21 protein-coding genes are annotated in these 20,564 nt (G+C 62.5%); 3 read left to right on the forward strand and 18 right to left on the reverse strand.

Translation table 11 applies throughout. The features are described from left to right. Positions 1-109: 109 nt before the first annotated feature. The 18 genes from D580_RS0103180 to D580_RS0103270 form a co-directional block, all read right to left on the reverse strand. On the reverse strand, positions 110-1,051 hold the full coding sequence (locus tag D580_RS0103180) for a hypothetical protein (protein ID WP_018952993.1): 942 nt from the start codon (positions 1,049-1,051) through the stop codon (positions 110-112). A gap of 117 nt (positions 1,052-1,168) precedes the next feature. After that, entirely contained in the window at positions 1,169-2,503 is a 1,335-nt protein-coding gene (locus tag D580_RS0103185) for an OmpP1/FadL family transporter (protein ID WP_018952994.1), read from the reverse strand. An 818-nt stretch (positions 2,504-3,321) separates the two neighbouring features. Beyond that, positions 3,322-4,596, reverse strand: a complete 1,275-nt coding sequence (locus tag D580_RS0103195; RefSeq protein WP_018952995.1) for an OmpP1/FadL family transporter — start codon at positions 4,594-4,596, stop codon at positions 3,322-3,324. Between the two features lie 249 nt (positions 4,597-4,845). After that, a complete protein-coding gene (locus D580_RS0103200) occupies positions 4,846-5,997 on the reverse strand; it encodes a radical SAM protein (protein WP_018952996.1) in 1,152 nt (383 codons plus the stop codon). A 156-nt stretch (positions 5,998-6,153) separates the two neighbouring features. After that, the gene (locus D580_RS0103205) at positions 6,154-7,248 is read right to left on the reverse strand and encodes an NAD(P)/FAD-dependent oxidoreductase (RefSeq protein ID WP_018952997.1); all 1,095 of its coding nucleotides are present in this window, start codon (positions 7,246-7,248) and stop codon (positions 6,154-6,156) included. Position 7,249: 1 nt separating this feature from the next. After that, on the reverse strand, positions 7,250-8,332 hold the full coding sequence (locus tag D580_RS0103210; protein ID WP_018952998.1) for a lipoate--protein ligase family protein: 1,083 nt from the start codon (positions 8,330-8,332) through the stop codon (positions 7,250-7,252). A gap of 4 nt (positions 8,333-8,336) precedes the next feature. Beyond that, a complete protein-coding gene (locus tag D580_RS0103215) occupies positions 8,337-9,527 on the reverse strand; it encodes a radical SAM protein (protein ID WP_018952999.1) in 1,191 nt (396 codons plus the stop codon). 91 nt (positions 9,528-9,618) lie between these two features. Continuing rightward, positions 9,619-10,056, reverse strand: coding sequence for a glycine cleavage system protein H (locus D580_RS0103220; protein WP_081617228.1), 438 nt, complete (start codon positions 10,054-10,056; stop codon positions 9,619-9,621). 62 nt (positions 10,057-10,118) lie between these two features. After that, positions 10,119-10,520, reverse strand: a complete 402-nt coding sequence (locus D580_RS0103225; RefSeq protein ID WP_018953001.1) for a DsrE family protein — start codon at positions 10,518-10,520, stop codon at positions 10,119-10,121. Positions 10,521-10,526: 6 nt separating this feature from the next. Then, positions 10,527-10,973, reverse strand: coding sequence for a glycine cleavage system protein H (locus D580_RS0103230; RefSeq protein WP_018953002.1), 447 nt, complete (start codon positions 10,971-10,973; stop codon positions 10,527-10,529). A 121-nt stretch (positions 10,974-11,094) separates the two neighbouring features. Further along, positions 11,095-12,006 carry a CoB--CoM heterodisulfide reductase iron-sulfur subunit B family protein gene (locus D580_RS0103235; protein WP_018953003.1) on the reverse strand — a complete coding sequence of 304 codons (912 nt, stop codon included), beginning with the start codon at positions 12,004-12,006 and terminating at the stop codon, positions 11,095-11,097. Next, a complete protein-coding gene (locus D580_RS0103240; RefSeq protein ID WP_012638770.1) occupies positions 11,999-12,715 on the reverse strand; it encodes a 4Fe-4S dicluster domain-containing protein in 717 nt (238 codons plus the stop codon). Before D580_RS0103240 ends, D580_RS0103235 begins: the two co-directional genes overlap by 8 nt. 36 nt (positions 12,716-12,751) lie before the next feature. Beyond that, positions 12,752-13,597, reverse strand: coding sequence for a hypothetical protein (locus D580_RS0103245; protein ID WP_018953004.1), 846 nt, complete (start codon positions 13,595-13,597; stop codon positions 12,752-12,754). Beyond that, entirely contained in the window at positions 13,572-14,621 is a 1,050-nt protein-coding gene (locus D580_RS0103250) for a CoB--CoM heterodisulfide reductase iron-sulfur subunit A family protein (RefSeq protein WP_018953005.1), read from the reverse strand. The genes D580_RS0103245 and D580_RS0103250 overlap by 26 nt, the downstream gene beginning before the upstream one ends. Continuing rightward, on the reverse strand, positions 14,621-16,033 hold the full coding sequence (locus tag D580_RS0103255) for a heterodisulfide reductase-related iron-sulfur binding cluster (RefSeq protein ID WP_018953006.1): 1,413 nt from the start codon (positions 16,031-16,033) through the stop codon (positions 14,621-14,623). The genes D580_RS0103250 and D580_RS0103255 overlap by 1 nt, the downstream gene beginning before the upstream one ends. Positions 16,034-16,095: 62 nt before the next feature. Beyond that, on the reverse strand, positions 16,096-16,770 hold the full coding sequence (locus tag D580_RS0103260; protein ID WP_018953007.1) for a 4Fe-4S dicluster domain-containing protein: 675 nt from the start codon (positions 16,768-16,770) through the stop codon (positions 16,096-16,098). Positions 16,771-17,054: 284 nt separating this feature from the next. Beyond that, positions 17,055-17,285 (reverse strand): sulfurtransferase TusA family protein, encoded by a 231-nt coding sequence (locus D580_RS0103265; protein ID WP_012638775.1) that lies wholly within the window; start codon positions 17,283-17,285, stop codon positions 17,055-17,057. A 150-nt stretch (positions 17,286-17,435) separates the two neighbouring features. After that, positions 17,436-17,792, reverse strand: a complete 357-nt coding sequence (locus tag D580_RS0103270) for a rhodanese-like domain-containing protein (RefSeq protein WP_018953008.1) — start codon at positions 17,790-17,792, stop codon at positions 17,436-17,438. A gap of 271 nt (positions 17,793-18,063) precedes the next feature. On the opposite strand from D580_RS0103270, the gene D580_RS0103275 reads away from it, so the two are divergent. The 3 genes from D580_RS0103275 to D580_RS0103285 all read left to right on the forward strand — a co-directional run. After that, positions 18,064-18,375 carry a hypothetical protein gene (locus D580_RS0103275; RefSeq protein ID WP_018953009.1) on the forward strand — a complete coding sequence of 104 codons (312 nt, stop codon included), beginning with the start codon at positions 18,064-18,066 and terminating at the stop codon, positions 18,373-18,375. A gap of 49 nt (positions 18,376-18,424) precedes the next feature. Next, on the forward strand, positions 18,425-19,849 hold the full coding sequence (locus D580_RS0103280) for a M48 family metalloprotease (RefSeq protein WP_018953010.1): 1,425 nt from the start codon (positions 18,425-18,427) through the stop codon (positions 19,847-19,849). Between the two features lie 457 nt (positions 19,850-20,306). Next, positions 20,307-20,564: thiosulfate oxidation carrier protein SoxY (locus D580_RS0103285; RefSeq protein ID WP_018953011.1), on the forward strand; the 258-nt coding region annotated here is incomplete at its 3' end.

The following is a 20,564-nucleotide window of genomic DNA, read 5'->3' on the forward strand; positions in this document are numbered from 1 at the left end:
TGCCCCCGTGTCTCCGTGAGAGAACACGCTTTGCAAAGCCATGGCGCATGCGGGCAAAAAAAACCCCGGCCAAGGCCGGGGTCCAATGGGCCGGTATGCGCCCGATCAATCAGAAACGCTGGACCTCGCCACCTGCTGCCTTGGTCAGGGCCTCGCCGATGGCATTGGGAGAACGGCGCAGGCGCATGAAGCTGTTGGCGCCCATCATCCTCAGGTCAGGGAAATGCACCGCCATGCGGAAGCGCATGTGCAAGGCCTCCACGTCGCCGCCGATCACCAGGATCTCGTAAGGCAGGTAGGCAGTGGACTTGATGCCCTGGAAATCCACCACGGACATCTGGTGGGCATCATCCATGTGTATGCTGGCGCCACCCCGGGCCTGGCTCATGGAGACGCCGAACACCGTCATCTGGGTGCCGGGGATATCCAGGCGGTAGACCTTGGACACACCACCGGCATTGGTTGCCAGGCCGCGCTCCACCGCAGCCACCGCATCGGCGTGGCTGCGGTAGCTGGCCAGGCGATAGGGGTCGGTGAAGTATTCCATGCCGAAGGTGTAGTTGTAGCGCTGCAGCTGATCCGGCGGCAGGCCTTCCTCGGAACCGAAGAACTCACGCTGGCCCAGGGCGCCCGCCAGACGGGCGGAGACCTGGAACAGTTCGCCATTGAGCCGGTAAGCGTGGCGCAGATACAGCGGATTCACATAGGCCACCTGGGTGTTGCCGCTCACCTCGGTGAGTGACACCCGCAGCGGCGCGATGTAACCGCCCCGCTCGCTGGCTGCGGCCACCTGCAGCAGTTCGTCGCTGGTGACGATCAGGATATGGGCACCGTCGTAGGGTTGATGCTCACCCACGATGCGGAAACCCTGCCCTTCCAGGGCAGTGCGGGTATTGTCCAGATGCGCCGAGATGGGTCCCTCATAGACCCCGCCCAGCACGAAGGGCTTGAGGTTCTCGCCATCCTGGGCATGAACAAGGGAGAAGGACAGCAACATCCAGACACAGGCGGCCCGGATGAGCCAGGAAAACGGAATACGGGAATGCTTCATGATTCAGACACCTCGCGGGTCATGCGGTCGGGATACCGGCAGGCGCCCCCTCTGAAGTTGCGACTGCCGGACCAAACGAAACAACGGGGCCACGCGGGCCCCGTTGCTGCGACGTGCCTAGAACTTCCAGGCGTAGCTCAGTTCCAGATCGAACTGATACATCTCGATTTCAATGGTCTGAGCCGGATCAAGCGGGTTGGGGCCGCTCACCTTCTTGGTCGGCGCATACATGGCCGCGAAGTTCAGCTCGTTGTTGGGCCCCATCTGGCGTGTGAAGCCAGCCGTCAGGTGATGCTCGATAACCGCAGGAGCCAGGATGTTGAACAGCACTTCGGAGTCACGGATAGGCTGCTTACCGTAGCTGTAGCCAAGACGCCAGGTCATGTCTGGGCTGGTCTGCCACTGATAACCGATCTTGGCGATGGTCATGTCCTTCCAGCCGAAGCCGGCACCACCATCATCACCCAGTTGTGCCTGCATCAGATTAGGCATCAGCGGGTTAGCGATAGACTTAACGTCGCTATACCAGATGTGCTGGATATCGAACAACAGGGTCGAAGTCGGGGACACATCCCAAGCCAGACCGACAGTCATGTTGGCCGGAATATCGAAGTCGCCCTGTTCGGCGAATAGGCCTTTGTACTTGTCAAATTCTTCGGCAAAGATCTTGGATTGGTAGGAGGCGCCCAGACGTACACCAGGCGCGACCTCACCCTGAACGCCAAGACGGACACCGAATCCCCAGGAGCTGTCATAACCACGGTCGGACAAATTAGTAAAATCACTACTGTTAGGGGCAAAAGTGCCAAGTCCAGTAGCCTTAAACCGCTGGTAGGCAATAATGGGAGTCACACCCCAGGAAGCGGTGTCGTTGAACTTGCGAGCATAGGTCGGAGCGATAAACAGCTGCATCAGATCCACGCCGGCGGTGCCGCCACCATAGGTACCTTCCGGACTGACGAACGCATCTGGGCCACCCATCGACGCAGGGAAGAAGAAGGTGGCGTTTCCACCCTTATACTCGGTGTTCATGCCACCGTTGCCATAGATTGAGATGCCGATGCTGCTCCGGTCATCCAGCATCTTGTTCCAGCCGAAATGAGGAACCAAGAAATAGTTGTTATCGCTACTGATAGACTGAGGCCCAATACTAAAGGAACAGTTCGGTCCATCACAAAACTCACTCGGCCCACCCGTAGTGGTGTACTTTCGATGCGGCGAGAACAAGGCAGCACCCAGATCGATCCGATCACCGACATTCACCATGCCTGCCGGGTTGGTGGCGGCCGCCAGAGAATCCTGAGACAAGGCCACGCCCGCACCCGCCAGACCCTTGCTGGTGGTGCCGTAGCCGTGAGAGAAGTAACCGTTGGTGGCGTTGGCCACCCCTGCAACGCCCAGCCCGGCGGCAACGGCAAACAAGACAGTCGACTGTCTGACAACCTTACGCATGAAATCCTCCTCCGATCACACGCTTAATGCGTGTCTTATTGATTAAGTGAGACAGGTGCACAACCCAGCCTTTGTTGTTGTTTTTATGGCCGAGAGTGAGCATCGGAGAATTCGTTCCCAGGGTCCAAACATAAAAATTAATATACGATCAGTAATATGTATGTTAGCTATACTGATTATTAATATTTTCTAATCTCCAAATTTTCAGGATCTCTCACTGATCGTTGACGAAGCGCGAAGTCTGGCGAGACTGCCCCAAGTTCACGTCCTTGAATCGCAGAATCACGGTTTGCTTGCCTCCATTTCTCAACATTAATGCGCTGACGCATTGGCATCTTCCGGGCTTTTCCTGTGTCACAAGCCAGGGCGCAACAACGCGGATCGCCACGCCAGCCCCCTGGGGATTGGCGTTCAGGTCTCCTTGAACACCCGATGATGCAATCTTTTGTGACTGTTTCAGTCAACGGCAGCCAGATTTGCACTAACCGACGGGGCCGCGTCCTTGGCTCACATCAGATAACCGAAGCGGCAAAGTCACTGAGCGGCGACCCCGCCGCGAACATGCCCCAGCGTGGATTTCATGCGCTGCCAGTGTCGAACGACGCTGCCTTTAACTGATTCACCGAGACGCGATGAGCGCAGTGACAACGCCGCATGCAAGCCATTGCAGGCTCCGCCTTCCACCTTTCGGCGCAAGCGGATAACCGGGATCAGGGCTGTTCGGCCCGGGGTCGGGCCTCCTACGGAGCCCAAAAGAAAGCCCCGCCGAGGGGCGGGGCTTGAGTGGCCATCCCTGGCCGCAAGACATGCTCCTGGGATCAGAAGCGATAGCCCAGGTTCACACCGAAGGACTGCTCTGACAGGGAGATCTTGCTGCCGGGCAGCAAGGGATCGTCACCGGGCGCCTGGAAGGTCTTCTCGGGCACGTACATGTAGTGGAAGGCCAGTTCCCAGTTGCCGTCCATGTTATAGCCGGCACCCAGTGTGTAGTGGGTCTCCACCACGGCCGGCAGGATCAGGTTGCGGCTGACGTCCTCGTTGCCGATGGGGGACTTGCCGTAGTTGAAACCGGCCCGCAGGTTGAGGCGGTTGTTCACGGCCCAGTCCACGCCCAGGGCGTAGACGGTCTGGTCGTCCCAGCCCGGATCCATGGGCACGGAGATTCCGCCGGGACCGGTCACGGCCAGCTTGTCCATGGTGTCGGACCAGTTGATCCACTTCACGTCAGCGGAGACGGTCACGGCCGGTATGGCGCGGTAGGCAAGACCCAGGGCAAGCTGCTGGGGAAAATCCAGGCCCAGCTTGTAGGTGCCGGCGGGCAGACCCTGATAAACGCCGGAGCCATCAGTTTCACCAATATCGCCCTGGGCCAGGTTGTACTCGTGATCCCCGAACACCTGCTTGCTCTTGTAGGCGGCGCCCAGGGTGAGCCGGTCGTTCACATCGAACAGCAGGCCGAAGGACGCCCCAATGCCAAAGGCACTGGAAGAGCGTGACAGGTCAAAATTGTTCACCACATCACCCTGGTCATCGATGAAGCGCTGCTTGAACGCCACGGACTGGTAATTGATGTTGAGCGAGGCGCCGAGGGTCAGGCGATCGTCCACCTGCCAGGCCAGGGTCGGGGCCATCTGCCACAGCATGACGTTGCTGTAACCGTCGAATGACAGATCGGGCATGACCTCGGTTTGCGCGTAGTCCACACCCATACCCGATGTGCCGTACATGCCGCCGCCGAACCACAGGTCATCGCGCCCGTTTACCGGCGCGGTCCAGCCGATGGCCGGGATCCCGTACAGATCCACGGAGCTCTTGCCGGTCTCGCCGCCCGTGGCGGTGAAATCCACAGAGCGCTCCGGCATGAAGGCCTCCATGGAGAAGTCCGCGCGCTTGCCGATGCGTGCCATGCCAGCGGGGTTGGTGATGGCGGTCATGGCGGAGCCGGGATTGGCGGTCACCGCGCCACCGAGGCTCTTCTGGTAGGCACCGATACCGATGAGCTGGTAGCCGTTGGTGGCCTGGGCGACGCCCGTGGCGGCGAGGCCGGAGGCCAGGCAGATGAAGACGCCGGAGCGCCGGATGGACTGATACATTGCATTCCTCCACTGAGATTGGGGCATGGCCCCGGTTGATCATCTTATGTTGATCGGGTTGTTGTTATGGTTATCCTGGTGCTTCAAGCGAGTGTCCGAAGGAACACACGCGGGCCTGCACCTGGTCTCACAGAGACCGGGCAGTCGGATTCATTGAGGGAACGGCTGTGCAGGCCTGACTACAGCCACCCGACACAGAAAACCCCGCTCACGCGGGGTTTTCTGTTTGGCAGCAGATCGAAAACCGACTCAGTTGTCGGCGTCGTGATCGAAGGTGCCCACCTTCTCGCCGTCCATCTGGCGGCGCACGAACTCCACGTCCTTGCCGTTGAGCGCAAACGGGAAGCTCAGGATGTCCGTGGGGCTGGAATCGCCGTAGGGGCGGTTGCAGGCGGAGACCTCCTCGTCGGACTTGCCGGGGCAACCGGAGGTCTGGAAGGGCTTGCCGGAGCTGATCAGGTCGTTCAGTTCCTTCTCGTCCAGACCGAAGTCGACCACCTGACCCTGCTCGTTGAACTTCATGTCATCGATACGGCCACCGGCATAGTCGATGATGAAGCGGGCCAGCTGCACGCGGCGCCACTGGTCGCGGGGCACGGGGTTCCAGTCTTCCATCAGGGAACCCTGCTCCGGGAAGAAGGCGAACATGTGGTTGTGACCGCCCATGTCGCGGATCTTCTGGCAGACGGCCAGGATCTCCTGCTCGGTCTCGCCCATGCCGCAGATCAGGTGCGCGCCGAACTTCTCGGGGCCGAAGATCTCGGCGGCCCACTCGATGGCCTGCCAGTACTTGTCCCAGCGGTGCGGGCTGTCCACGGTCTTGCCGCGGGTGCGCTCGAAGATCTCGGGGGTGACCGCATCCAGGGCCACGGTGAAGATGTCCGCGCCCTTGTCGCGCAGGTTCTTCAGGTCCTCGTAGCTCATGGTGGTGGGGTTGGAGAGGATGGACACGGGGATGTGCGGGACTTCCTTCACCCACTTCTCCAGCAGCACCACGGTGTCGTGGTCGGAGTTGGGGTGGGTGATCATGGAGATGCACATGCGCTCGAACTGGCCCTTGTCGGCGTTGTTCTTCACGCGCTCGATGACGTCGTCGTAGCGGGCGGTGGGCCAGTCCACGCGGATGAAGTTGCGGTCCGCGTAGTCGCGGGCCTCTTCACGGTGACGGGCGAGACCGCAGTAGCTGCAGTTGGCACGGCAGCCTTCCGGGTAGGTCACCAGCAGGTTCAGGCAGTGGGTGCAGGCGGTGCGGTGCATGGTGCCGGGCACCAGGCCCAGGGTGATGGCCGCGGCGGTGGACATCTGCACGTAGTCCGGGGAACGCATCTCCGGGGTCTTGATGTGATAGTCGGGCCGGTAGAATGTCACCGGAGAGACCATGGACTCGGCACTGGCACTCATAAGAACCTCCAGGAAAGATCAGATACACGTTTCAAGAGGCAAGATACAAGTTAAAACCCCGACCCGCTTGTATCCTGCCGCCTGACTCTCGCCGCGCCGGCACACAGCCGCCAACGCGAACCAAACCCTCGAACGCCGCCCCGCTGGGTCTCGAGGCTATTGAACCGCAGCGCTCTCGAAATATTCATTGAATGCGATCCAGCCCTTGCGCTGGGTGGCGTCCTCGTTGGCCGCCCGGGTGCGCCAGACCTGCGCCAGCTCATGGCGGCGCTCCACGGCGCGGCTCACGGCGGTCTCGAACTGGTCGCGCACGTCTTCCTCGTAGTCCTCGAAGGCGTCCTCGTCGCCTTCGAGCCAGGCCGCGGCGGCCTTGCCGGCCAGCTCGCCGGAGACCACGCCGGCGGCGATGCCGGCGCCGGTGATGGGATGGGTCAGACCCGCCGCATCACCCACGAACAGCACGTCGCCCACCACCAGGTGTTCTCGCAGACCACCGACCGGAATGGCCCCGCCGGTGCGGTAGAGGATCTCCTCGCCCAGCAGGCCCGCCTCCACCAGCTGGCGGTGCAGACGATCCAGGGGTTCCTTCAGGTTGTCCTCCCAGCGCCGGTCGGCACCCAGGCCCAGGTTGGCCAGTTCGCCCTTGGGGAACAGCCAGGCGTAACCGCCGGGATAGTCGTCGGACAGCCAGATATCCGTGTCCGCGTAGGGCTTGAGCAGGGGCACGGTGTACTGGCGGGTCTGCACCACTTCCAGGGGTGTGAGGCCCAGCTGCGCGGCCACCGGGGAATGGGGGCCGTCGGCGGCGATCAGCACCTTGTAGCGCAGCTTCACCTCGGCGTCCTCGCGGCGCACGGTGGCGATGTGGGCGTCGGCGTCCAGGGCCACCAGGGGCGAGCGGGTCCAGAGCTCGGCGCCCAGGCGCTCGGCCTCCCGTGCGATGGCCCGGTCGAACTCGGCCCGGTTGATCATGAGCCCGGGAAACTCGGATTCATGCACCGTGCCCGAGGGCAGGATGCTCTTCATGCCGGTGATGCGCTGCAGCAGCACCTTCTCGGCCTTGGCATAGCCGCCCATGGGGGTGGGGATGAACTCGGCGCACTGCACCGGCTCACCCAGCACCTTGTTGCGCTCCACGGCCAGCACGCTCAGTCCGGCCGCGGCGGCGGTGCGGGCGGCGCTGGCGCCACCGGGGCCCAGGCCCACCACCAGCACGTCCACGGACTTGATGCTGTCCACCCCGGCGTTCATCTCAGGCCCTGGCCTCTTCGGCGTCAAGCGCGGCGCGGATGGCGGTGACGAAGTCCTCGGGGGTCAGCATCAGCATCTCGGCGGGATGGGCCTCGAAGAAGGCCTTCACGTTGGCCTCAAGCGCCTCGATGGGGGTGTTGCGCAGCGCACCCTCCAGGTCCACCACCAGGCGCTGGGGCTTGACGAAGAAATCACCGGTGATCCACAACTGCTTGAGCTGGTTGCGGGCCGGGTCCACGGCCACGCCCACGCGCATGGTGCCGCCCTGGGAACGGGTGATGGCCTCGCGCATCGTGGCGTCCGTGGCGGGACGGTTGTGCTGGTAGATCCACTCGGGGGTGTCGATCTCGGCCAGGGCCTCCTGGAAGGCCCCCTCCTCCGCCGCGTTCATGGCGTCGGCCCATTCGAGCTTCACGTCGAAGGCCCTCGCGAAGGATTCGGCCAGGCGTTTCTGCACCTCGTCAAAGCTGGGCATGTTGCCGCCCAGCAGGTCCTTCAGATTCGCCACCCGGTCGCGGGCCGATTCGATGGCCTTGTCGGAGAGCTTCTCCGCAGGGATGCGCAGCACCCGCAGCATGCGCTCCACGTCGAAGTCGATGAGCAGCGTGCCCTGGTACATGATGGAGTCGCCGTCGAAGGCGCCGCCGGTGCCGGAGATCTTGCGCCCGTCCACCTCGATATCGTTGCGCGGGCGGTAGCGGGCGTCCACACCCAGGGCGCTGATGCCCTCGGCGGCCGCCTCGCAGATCTTCCGGGCGATGGCGCCCATGTCGGCGGTGCCCAGGAAGGCCTTATCGAGATACAGCTCCCAGCCGATCTGGGTCTCATCGAAATAGATGGCGCCGCCGCCGGTGATACGGCGCTGGATGTCGATGCCGTGCTCGGCGCAGTAGTCGGTGCGCAGTTCCTGCTCCACGTCCTGGTGGAAGCCCAGCAGGGCGCTGGGGGTGAAGCGCAGGAAGCGCAGGGTGTGGGGCGAGGTGCCGGCCTGATGGGATTCCAGCAGGGCGCGGTTGAGCGCCATGTTCTCGGCGGCGCGGCGCAGGCCCGTGTCCAGTACCCGGAGTGTCTTGGCGTCTCTCATGGCATCAGGCCCCGCAGCAACCGCCGGAGGCCGCCATACCCGCACCCACCTGGCTCACCACGCGGATACCGCCCAGCCCCGAGGCGGACACCCGGGCCAGTTCGCGGCGCTTCTTCTCTTCCGCCAAAATGGTATTGAGGTCCAGTTCGATACCGGAGTTGGCGCCTTCCACGGCCATCACCTCGTCGCCCACGGCAATGGAGCAGCAGGCGGGCGTGACGCGGATGCGACGCTCAAGGCGCGCGGCCAGTTCCACCACGCCGTCGGAGGGATGGGCGATGCCGTTCAGGCCGGCCATCACCGCGTAGGTGTCGATCTGCAGCTTGGCCTGGCCCGGCGGACGGGCGCAGCCGAGCAGCAGCGGCGTCTCCGGGAGGGCCTTGCGGGCATCCATGAAGAAGCGGCCCACGGCCTCGGTGTCCGGGGTCACGAAGGGACGGCTCTCCGGCGCGTAGAAAGGCATCACCACCACCAGCACCACCGCGTCGGGCAGGTGGCGCTGGATCATCTCCAGCGCATTCCACTCGCCCAGCAGGCGGCCGTAGTGCAGGCCGATGACGATGTGGGGGACCACCTTCATGTTGGTCTTCACCAGGCTTTCCAGGGTCGCCTCGAAGTCATCCACGCTGCGGCGCAGGTGGTAGACCTGGGTGATGGTGTCCTGGGAGCCGATCACATCCATCATGGCGGCGTCGATGCCCGCCTGTTCCATGGACAGGGCGATGTTGTCGTCCACCAGGGCCGTGTGCATGGCAATGCGGAAATCCGGGAACTCATCCTTGATGCGCCGGATGGTGGAATAGTAGTTGTCGTACTCCACTTCGTTGCGGTGGTTGGAGCCGCCGGTGAGCAGCATGCCCTGGGCACCGTCCTCGATGATGCCGTTGACCACGCGCCACAGATCCTCGGGCGTGCGCGCCGGGATCATGGGCTCCAGGATCTTGGCCTTGCAGTGGTCGCACTGCAGTTTGCAGTCGCCGCCGGTGATGGACACCGCGGGCCAGGCGCTCTTGCCGCAGTCCTTCAGTTCGGAGGTCTGATAGGACTTGAAGGTGGGTGTGTAGAAATGCACGGGCGGGATGTCGCGCCCAGCCAGGCTCGCCCAGTCGGACTCCAGGGACTGCACCAGGTCACGATCCAGAGGCAGATCCTCCAGAGGTTCCACATGCTGGACCAGGTCGTACCAGTTGGACATTACCGACACCCCACATCAGAATTCTTCGGTCATTCGAAAAGGCCGTCTCCACCCGGGGCGGAGACGGCCTTGAACATCACATCAAGGCCGATCAGCAGCCGCCGAAACCGTCGGCATCCATCTTGGCTTCGAAGGCGGCCAGCGCGTCAGCGCCGGTCTTCAGATCGCCGGACTCGCCGTCCCAGTCGGTGGGCTTGATCTTCACCAGCCAGCCTTCGCCGTAGGGATCTTCGTTGATCAGGCCAGGCTTGGCGGCAACGGCATCGTTGATGGCAACGATTTCGCCGGTCACGGGGGTCTTGGCCGGACCCACCCACTTGCCGGATTCCACGGTGGCGCAGGACTTGTCCTTCTTCACTTCCTTGCCCACCTTCTTGGGGGTGTAGGACACGATCTGGCCCGCCAGGGAGCCGGCGTAGGAGGTCAGGCCCACGGTCGCGGTACCATCGCTCTCCTTACGCACCCACACGTTGTTGTCGATGCTGTACATCAGGTCTTCAGGAATATTACAACCCCGTACTGCGCCCATGCTTTCCTCCAGTACTCTTGTGGATGAAACAAAAAAGAGCCGGTCCGTAGGGACCCGCCCGGTTAAAAGGTAATCAGCTTATCGCACCTCAGGATGAGGTCAGCCAGCACGCTGGCCCTCGAGACGTGATCAGCCTCCTCGATGATGTCGGCCGACTCGTCGATTTTATACCCCGGCAAAGCGGGCTGGCAAACGTGCAGGATCACCCCTGCCCGCTTGGCATCCCGAATGAAATCAATGATCTTCTTGCCCCCTTCCATGGCCACCATGTTCTCGGCCACCCCCTTCTCCATGAGCCTGACGCCCTCCATGGTGAAGAAGATGTGCACCTCCACGTCCATGGAGGCAAGGATGGAACCCAGATAGAACGGCGTCGCGCAGCGATGCGGCGTGCTGGGACCGCTGGTCATGAGGAAGACCACGGTCTTTTCGTCGTTATCCAGATAATAGTCGTCTTGGGACATGTCTGCTTAGCGAAGCGTGCGCTGACAATGGATGTCGTCGCGCTGGGCGCGGGCGCAGTAGCCTTTGTGGGCCTCGTCACCGGTGACGAAAGTCTCCAGGGCCTTGTCGGCGCCGTCGGTGGCCTCTACCCGCGCCACCCAGGCGTTGTACGGGTCGGAATTGAGCAGCACCGGATTCTCCAGCACCTCGGGGTTGCCCTCGATGATCACGCAATCGATGAAATTGGGGATCGGACCGGCCCACTTGCCGCTCTCGATGGTAGCCACCGGCTTGCCGGGGGGGCGACGGGTGCCGGGCCTGCGCACACGCACGTGCAGGATCTTGCCGGCGATGGTCTGGGACAGGTCGGTCATGCCCACGGTCAGGGTGCCGTCGTCCTCACGCCGGACCCAGATCTGGTATTCGTCGTCGTAGAACAGTTCGGGATGGAATTCGCAGCCGTTGCAGTCCATGGAACTCGCTTCGGTCAGTGTCAGGGACTCACCCGCCAGCCCTCGGCGAATGCCTGTCGATTCTTATAGTCTCTACAAACAGCAACGGGGGCGGTTGCCCGCCCCCGTTGTGCGCCAGGCGTCAGATGACGCCCTTCTCCTTCAGGAAGCCAATGGAATCACTGACGTTGTCCTGAATGCCCAGCTTGCGCGGGGACAGGCCCATGGCCAGGCCCAGCAGCTGGGTAAAGTACAGCACCTTCACGCCGGTCTTGATGCCGAACTCCACCTCGGCACGCACCTGGTGCATCTCCAGACCGGAGTGGCAGGTGGGGCATTCGGTGGCGATCACCTCGGCGCCGGAATCCTCGGCGGCCTGCAGGATGTTCAGCACCAGCTGGGTGGATGTGTCGGAGTCGGACAGGGTGTGGGCACCACCGCAGCAGGCGGTCTTGAGCGGGAAGTCCACGTTCACGGCACCGGCGGCACCCAGCAGGTCGTCCATGAAGTGCGGCTTGTAGCTGGACTCGGAACCGGGACCCTGATCCTTCTCGGGGAAGATCTGACGCGGACGGGTGTACATGCAGCCGTAGTAGTTGGCTACCTTGATGCCGTTCAGGCTCTTGGTGATCTTCTGCTTGATGCCCTCGGGGCCAAGCTCTTCCATCAGCCACTCGAGCAGGTGCAGGGTACGCACGTCGCCGTTGTAGACCGGATCATCGGCCTTGCGGGCCAGGTCCTGCACGGTCTGCATGGCCTTGGCGGAGGTGGCGGTCTCGTACTCGGCCTTCTTCAGGTTGTGGTAGCAACCGTTGCAGGGGGCCATCACCGCGTCCAGACCCATCTGCTCGCTGGCGATGGCCAGGTTGCGGGCAGACAGGTAGGTCTGCAGCATGGGGTGGATGTTCTTCACCTCCATGGCGCCACAGCAGTTGTAGTCGCGCAGGTTTTCCATTTCCAGGCCCAGCGCCTTGACCAGCACGCGGGTGGACTTGTCGTAGGGGCCGCCGGAGCCTTCCAGCGCGCACCCGGGATAATAAGCAACCTTAGCCATGAGCGGCCTCCTTCTGTTCCTGCACGTAGGCCTTGAGCACTTCACCGGTCTTGCCCCAGGACTTGGTGCGCGGCGTGTGCACGGTGTTCCAGCCCATCTTGATCAGGTGGGAGATCGGCAGACCTTTCATCATGCGCAGCACGAACACCTTGAGCCAGTCCTGGATCAGGGGCTGGCCGGTCTTCTTGAAGAAGTTCTGCATCACACGGCTGTCCTCGATGCGGCCGGTCTTGTAGATCTGATCGGCGAACTCTTCATCGAAGATGGAAGACGGGGTCTTCTCGGTGATGCCTTCCTCTTCCATCCAGTGGGCCAGGGCCTTCATCACGCCTTCGGGACGCACGTCCTTGGGGCAGATGTTGGTGCACTTGTTGCACGAGACGCACTGCCAGACGATGTCCTTGTCCTTGATGATCTCTTCCTTCAGACCCAGACGGGTCAGGTAGATCCAGTAACGCGGGTTGAACTGCACGTTCTGCGCATACATGGTGCAGGAGTTGGTGCAGGAACCGCACTGCCAGCAGCGGTGCACGTTCTCGCCGCCACCCAGCTTCTGGATCTTTGCCTCGAAATCGTCGTCGTAATCCCTGATCGTGCGCGGCGCGATCATCGTGTTCCAGTGACCCGAAACGTCGACGCCATCCACCACGAGGGATTCGTGGTTGAGAAGGCGTTCCGGCTCGATCAGCGATTTTTCATGAATAGCCATGGTTCTCTCCGAAACTCTACCTACCGGCCCTCAGGCCTAGTGAAGTGTTTTCTCGTCTGCTCCGGCCTTCCTGGCAGGCCTTTCCTCGATACCCAACAACTTGACCAGAAACTCGAGCGGGTCCTGCTTGGCACCCAGTTCTGCATTCACCATGCCCACGCCCATGGACACCGCCTTGACGTAATCCGCATAGGCCTGTCCCTGCAACAGATCCACCAGGTACGGCAGATCGCGATACAGGCCATCCTCGGACAGCCGCTCGGCGAACCAAGCGCGCACGCCCTGGAAATCCTCGGGGCGCGTACCCATCGGGATCTCCCTCAGGGTGTCGTTGCCGCGAATAAATTCGCGCACGGCGCCGGTCATGGTGCGCGTGTCCCAGACCCAGCGGGTCATCAGGGGCACGCGCTCCGGGTCCCTGAAATGCAGCAACTCTGCCGCCAGATCCCAGATGGCGCGACGGGCCTTCTTGTCCGTCTCCGGAATCAGCTCGCAGAACGCGTTGATGCGCTCTTCGAGACGACCTTCGCCATAGACCAGTGCCAGCACGGCATCGGACAGGGCGGCATCATCCAGGGACGCCAGGTGGGATTCCAGCTTGCGGCGGGCGGGGAAGATCACCGCCAGCAACAGCATCACGTCATCCCGGCTCAGGTACTGCGGCTTTTCCGCCGGCAGCACCCTGGCGAACAACTCGTGTTTCGAACGCAGCGCCTCCAAGAAGAATTCGATGGTGGTGCCGCGCTCCTCGATCTGTTCCAGCAACGTGCGGAACTTGCTCGAGGCAATCTCCTTGTCGAGCGTGATCTCGAGATCGGCGGCGGCGATCTCGTCGCCGCCGCCGGTCTTCTGACCCTTAGCCTGCTTTCCGAACCAGAGCATGCAGGTCCGCGACGGCACGCGCACCGGCGGCGGCACCCTGGGAGATGGAGTCGTCGATGGTCTCCGGCCCATAGGTGGCACCACAGGAGTAGATGCCCTTGCGGGTGGTGCCGCAGGTGTTGGTGTAGTGCTCGGCGCGCTCGATGAAGCCGTGCTTCTCCAGGCCCACGCCGAAGATGCGCGAGATCTCCGGGTTGTCCTCGTTCGGGTCCATGCCGATGGCGTGCACCACGATGTCGAACGGGATGATGATCGGGCGCTTGACCAGGGTGTCCTCACCCTTCACCAGCAGACGACCGTCACCCGAGGCGGTCACTTCGGCAATACGGGCCTTGACGAACTTGGTCTTGAACTCTTCCTGGGACTTCCAATAGAACTTGTCCTCGTAGAGACCGAAGGTGCGGATGTCCATGTAGTAGATGAACACGTCGGTCTCGGGAGAGATCTCCTTGATCTCCATGGCCAGGTTCGCGGACACGGTGCAGCAGATCTTGGAGCACCACTCGCGGCCGATCTGACGGTCACGGGAACCCACGCACAGCAGGATCGCCACGCGCTCGGGCACACGGCCGTCGGAGGGGCAGGCGATCTTGCCGGAGGCGACCATCTGCTCCATCTGGGTGGTGGTCAGCACGTCTTCATAGGTGCCGAAGCCCCACTCGGGCTTGTTGATGGAGTCGAAGTGGGTGAAGCCGGTGGCCAACACCACGGCACCGGCGCTGACCTTCTCGCCGTTGCTCAGGGTGGCGGTGAAGTTGCCCGCCTCGCCGTCCAGCTGGGTCACCTTGGTGCTCTTGTACACGGTGATGTTGCCGTCCTGCTCAACGCGGCTCACCATGCGACCGATGGCATCCTTGGCCCATTCACCGGAGGGGACCAGCTTGGCGTAGCCGGAGAGGATGGGCGCGCCGCCCAGCACTTCTTCCTTCTCGACGACCACGGCCTTGTAGCCGGCAGCGGTAACGTTAGCGGCAGCGGAAAGCCCGGCAGGGCCCGCGCCGACGACCAGTACTGTGTCCTGCATTACGCCTTACCCCCATATGCAAGTTCGGGATTGTAGAGATACTCGATATTGCCGGCCTCAACTTCCTTGAGGTAATCCTGGAAGTTCTTCTTGGCCTGATCCCAGGAGATGCCCATCTTCTCGACCAGATCCTCGCAGGGCGAGGCATGCCACTGAAGCTGAACGATCTTGAACGGATCTGCACCGCAGGCGAGCGCCGCGAACTGAACTTCGGCCATGATCGGAATGGAGAAGTTCTGGTCGTGGGCCTTGCCGATCCACTGGTTCTTGTCCATGGTGGTGACGCAGCCGGTGTCGTTGGCCAGCATCACGTCCGCATTGGCCTCTTCGCGGGCCACGCGGATCTTGCGGTCCATGGTGAAGGAGCGGGTGAACTCACGCTCGGAGATGATGTGGCGGAAGCCGAAGCCGCAGCAATCGTACCAGGTGGAGTAATCGATCACCTGGGCGCCCAGGGCCTGGGCGGTGGAGGTGATGATCGCGGTACGGTTGCCGCCCAGAACGGTGGGATCGTACACCGCATCCTCGTGCACCATCTTGTAGTAATGGCAGGCCACGTGGGCGGTGGCACGGATGTGGGAGACGTCGATGGTCTGCAGCTCGGAGGCGATGCGGTTGCGCATCACGTGCACCCACTCGGAGTAGTGGATCAGCTCTTCGGGGATGACCAGCTTGCCGTCGACCAGGCGACCCAGCTTGCCCAGGATCTTGGTGACCTTCTCGCGCAGCTCGGCGGATTCCACCAGGTACTTACGGATCTCCTTGTAGTTGCCGAAGGAGGTGCCGCAGTGGATCAGCGGGTAGAAGTGACCCAGCTCGAAGCCGTGCTGCTTGCCGGACACGTAGGCCTGGTGGAAGTTACGCAGGAACACCGCGGCCAGGGACTCCACGTTGCCGATACCGGAACCGTGGTAGTTCCAGGCGGTGCAGGAGGTCTGGTCGGTCTCGTCCAGGTAATCCTTGCCGGGCACGAAGCCGAACTTGTTCATGAACCACAGCAGGGAGGTGGGGTAACCGGGGATGTTGCCGCACTGGCCGCAGGACTTGTGGTGCCACAGCTGCTTGGTGGGGACCTTCTTGTCCCAGCCGAACAGGGTCTTCACCGACTGCGGCTCATGCTGGTCGCCGATGCGGTGGATGATGATCTGGCCATCCTTCTCGAGCTCGTACATGTGCTCGCGGATGTCGTCCATGCGGTCGCCCAGATCGACGGTGCGGCGGTCGACGTGCTTGCGCACCCAGTCGGTGGCGCGCACGGCATCTTCCTTGGACAGGTCGGTGGCCTGGAAGAAGGATCCGTGACCGGCGATGCCCTGACCGTCGGTGTTGTGGAAGCCGGGCTTCATGGCGCCGGCGCCGGCACCCTCACCGGAGGTGTTGTGGTTGCCAGGGGTCTGGTCTGTCGGTTTCATATTCGGTTCTCCTCGTACGCTCGGATGTTTCAGCCGAACAAAGTGTCAGGTCAGGCAACGACTCAATCGTCGTCGTCTTCTTCCTGCTCTTCGAGCCAGTCCTCGTAGTCTTCACGCTTCTCGTCGATGAAGTCCTCGATCACGTCGAAGAGGTTCTCGTCCATCAGCTCCAGGGACTTCAGCACACCGGTCATTTCCCAGATGGTGTACATCTCCACGGAGGTCTTCAGGGACACTTCCCAGGCCGTTTCCACGGTCTGCAGGGTCTTCACGGGGATGGCCTTGCGCAGGATGCGCAGATCGCCTTCCACCTTCTGGATGTTCGGACCCCAGTCCGGGAAGTGGTCCGGCTGGATCATGTCGGGGGAGAGCTGGTTGCCGGTGGTGATCAGCTTGAGCATCACGCGGCCGAAGGGACGCAGCACGTCCTTGGCGGACTGCATCTCGTGCTTGATGGCCACCTCGCGCATGATGGCGACCAGGCCACCAGGGGAGTTCTTGAAGGGGCAACGGGCCGCACAGGTCATGCACTGGGCACAGGCCCAGATCTTTTCCTGCATGGCGTCATAGATCTGCTCGACGTTCTCGGTCCACAGCAGCTGCACGATCTCACGGGGGGAGTAGTCGTAGAACTGAGCTGAGGGGCACGTTGCGGTGCAGATCCCACAGTTCAGGCAGCCATTCAATTCGTGGTCGTAACGGAAGTCGCCACGAATGTCATCATAGATCTGCTGCATCTCGGCATAAGTTGCCATTTTCACACCTCGCTGGCAGAAATCAGTGCTCGTTTAAAACCCCAGTATTTAAGTCAACTTTTGGGTTTCGACGAGTATAGATCAGGAATTCGGACCCGGACTATTGCCCACAGTCGCGCCGTCGTTATTAAGTTCGATCGGGTATCTTCAAGCCACTCCGGGGACCCGGAGAAGCACACTTGCCTGGTGCCTGAAAGGTCCATCCGGCCTGCCCTCTTTCGGGTCGAGGGCCAGACCGGACGGCCCTGAAGAAGAATCCTAGCGGATCAGCCCTTCTTCATCAGGAAGTAGAACTTGCCGCCTTCCTCACGGTGCTCCATCAGCTCGTTGCCGGTCTGCTTGGCGAAGGCCTCGAAGTCCTTCACAGCGCCCGGATCGGTGGCGATGATGTGCAGCACCTGGCCGCTGCTCAGGGAGGCCAGGGCCTTCTTGGCGCGCAGAATCGGCAGGGGGCAGTTCAGGCCGGAGGCATCGAGTTCCTGATCGAAATTAGCCATGTTTCCAATCTCCTTAGTCTTTAAGGTTAATTATTGGGACTTCTTCACTCGGCACACAAGGCAAAGCTTATATTCTTATATTCAGGGGCCATCAAACTACAGGTCCATGACGCCCCCAAACCACTCAAAAATTTTTATGGATGTACCAGCTTAGCTTATTCCGACAGCCATTGCAGGGGCTTCATCCAGGTTTGCCAGGGGCAGTCCGGATCCGGCCCACCCCATGATGCCGCCACGCAGATTGTAGACCTCATCCAGCCCGTGCTGGGCCAGGAAAGCACAGGCCTGGGCCGAGCGGGCGCCGCTCTGGCAATAGATGACCAGAGGCGTATCGCCACCTAGCTCCTGCACCCGCAGGGGCAGCAGATGCAGGGGCAAGGCCTCGGCGCCGGGGATCACGCCCCGGGCGGTCTCCGCCGGGGTGCGCACGTCCAGCAAACGGAAGCCGTGGCCGGTGTCCTGCCACTGACGCAGCGTGGCGGTATCGATTTCCTTGAAGCCGTACATGTGACCTCCTCAGATATCACAGGGCCCGGCACTGTCCGGCCGGGGCTCGCCCATAAAATCTGGCCCATAAAATCTGGCGTTGGGCGCAGCACCATAATAATATTTAAATATTCTACTTGGCCCCAGGCCTCCGAGTCTAGGCATCAGGTATTCGAGGACCCCGACCGTGGAACGGATTCTCCGCGCCACGGTCTTATCTGTCGGTGTCTGGCGTGGTAAGGTTCCGGCGCTTTCGCGCACCGACTTCAACTGCTTTATGGAGAGTGAAGCCTTGGATAAGAGCAATTTTTCCGTCGACACCCAGTACACGATCACCCTGAAGGATGAGAGCGGCAAGCTGCGTCCGGCCAACATCTATGTATACCGTCTGTACGACGACTTCATGATCGCCCGGCGCACCAGCGGCAACCAGACCGGCATGCTGTTCAAGATCCCCTACGAGAACATCACCAAGATCGTCAAGACCATCCCCGTGCAGGACAAGAAGCGCTTCATGCTGCCCGAGGCCGTGCTCAACCCGAAGGTCTGGGCCACCCGTGACACCATGATGGCCTACTCCTCCGCTCCGGGCCTGGGCAAGTAACCCACTTGCCGGACGAACCGGCTGGCCAGGGATCGGCCTTCCCGTCTCGATGACAATTACCCGACGCCCGCCCGCCCTCCTCTCGCTGCTCATCCTGGCGCTGGTCTGGCTGTCATGGCCCGCACAGGCCGAACTGAACCTGCCGGAGATGGGCGACCCCTCCTCCGCACTGATCTCCCCCGGCCAGGAGCAGCAACTGGGCCGCACCCTGTTGCGCGAGGTACGCCGCACCCTGCCACTGGACCATGACCCGCTGATCAACAGCTACGTGCAGTCCCTGGGCCAGCGGCTGGTCTCAAGCACCCCCGACGCACATCCCTATTTCAGCTTCCTGGTGGTGGACGATCCGCGCATCAACGCCTTCGCCATGCCCGGGGGCATCATCGGGCTGAACACCGGCCTGATCACCGCCGCACGCAACGAGGCGGAGGTGGCGGCGGTCATCGCCCACGAAATCGCCCACGTGACCCAGCGCCACCTGGCACGCATGTACGCGGGCAGTTCGCGCATCGACCTGGCCACGGGGCTGGCGGTGCTGGCGGGCATCATCGCCTCCGCCTACGACCCCAACGTGGGACAGGCGGCCATCATCGGCGGTCTGGCCGCCGGCACCCAGGCGCGCATCAACCACACCCGGGCCAACGAACAGGAGGCCGACCGCATCGGCATCGCCATCCTGGCCGCGGCGGAGTACGACCCCCGCGCCATGCCCGGCTTCTTCGAGCGCATGATGATGCTGAGCCGCGCCAACCCGGACAGCGTGCCCGAATTCCTGCGTACCCACCCGGTGACCGCCAACCGCCTGAGTGACAGCCAGTCCCGCGCGGAGCAATACCCCAGGGATGGCTACCGGGAAGATTCCCTGGAATTCCGCGTGATCCAGGCCCGGATCAACGCCCGCCAGGATCCCGGCCAGACGATCGCCGAACACACCCGCGGGCGCGACCGGGACGACCCGGTGAGCCGCTACGGCTACGCCACCGCCCTGCTCGCCCGTGGCGACACCCAGGGCGCTGTCCGGGCCCTGGATGGCCTGAATGACGAACAGATCCCCCGGGTGGCCCTCAACCTGCTGCAGGCGGAGATCGCCCAGCGGGACAACCGCCCTGATGAAGCCGTGAGGATCCTCGCCCGGCTCAACGATCTCTATCCACGCCACCTGCCCGTGGTGCATCACTACGCCGATGCCCTGCTGCTGACCGGCGAACCCCTCAGGGCCATCACGGTGATCGACAGCCTGCTCAACGAGGGCCGCGAGGAACCCGGCCTGCTGCACCTCAAGGCCCGGGCCGCCGACCAGGCCGGGCAGCGGGCCGTAAGCCAGGAGACCATGGCCGAGTACTACTTCTATCTGGGCCAGTACGGCGAATCCCTGCACCAGCTGGAGCTGGCCCTTCAGGCCCCGGACCTGACCCCCTTCGTGGAAGAGCGGATACGCAGCAAGCGCGACATCGTGCGCACCTGGATCCGCTGACAACCCCCTCCCGCCCCTTAACCCGCATATCTCACCACCCTTCTACTGCGGCCGCCGATCTGCTCGCTGTGACGGGGCGTGCTCACTTCAGCCGGCTTGACGTAGTGTCGGCTACGCCGGCGCCGTCTTCCGCTCCGCGCGCCCCGTCACAGCGGCATCTCGACGCCCTCCCTACGAACGGTGGTGAGACATGCGGGTTAAAACACTAGAAATTCAGCAACATCTAATATATCCGCCAGGTCTTGCCATGCCCGGCGAAATGGGTACCCTTAACCGTCGCCTTGCATCGACCCGCCCGCGCGGCACCGCTCAGCAAGGCGTTGAAACCCCTGGCAAACAGGCCGGCCGAGCGTCAGCGGTCCATCGCCCGCACCTCCTCGCAGCCCGGTCGTCCCGCCGGTTTCAGACCATCAGGAAGGTCACTACCCAAAAATCCATTTCAGTCTGGAGTCCAAACATGAACAGCAAGCGTCGTGTATTTCTGAAGGGCACCCTGGCCGCCAGCGCCGTGGGCGTCGCCGTGGGCGCGGGCATGCTCGCCCCCCGTACCGTCCTGGCCGCATGGCCCGAATCCGCCTTCGGTCCCCGTTCCGTCTCTGACGCCATCAAGAACGCCCTGGGCTCCGACTCCATGTCCGCCGGCGATATCAGCATCCAGGCCCCCGACATCGCCGAGAACGGCGCCGTGGTGCCCATCACCGTGGAAACCGGCATG

It is taken from the genome of Thioalkalivibrio sulfidiphilus, from assembly GCF_000377945.1.
Lineage (GTDB): Bacteria > Pseudomonadota > Gammaproteobacteria > Ectothiorhodospirales > Ectothiorhodospiraceae > Thioalkalivibrio_A > Thioalkalivibrio_A sulfidiphilus_A.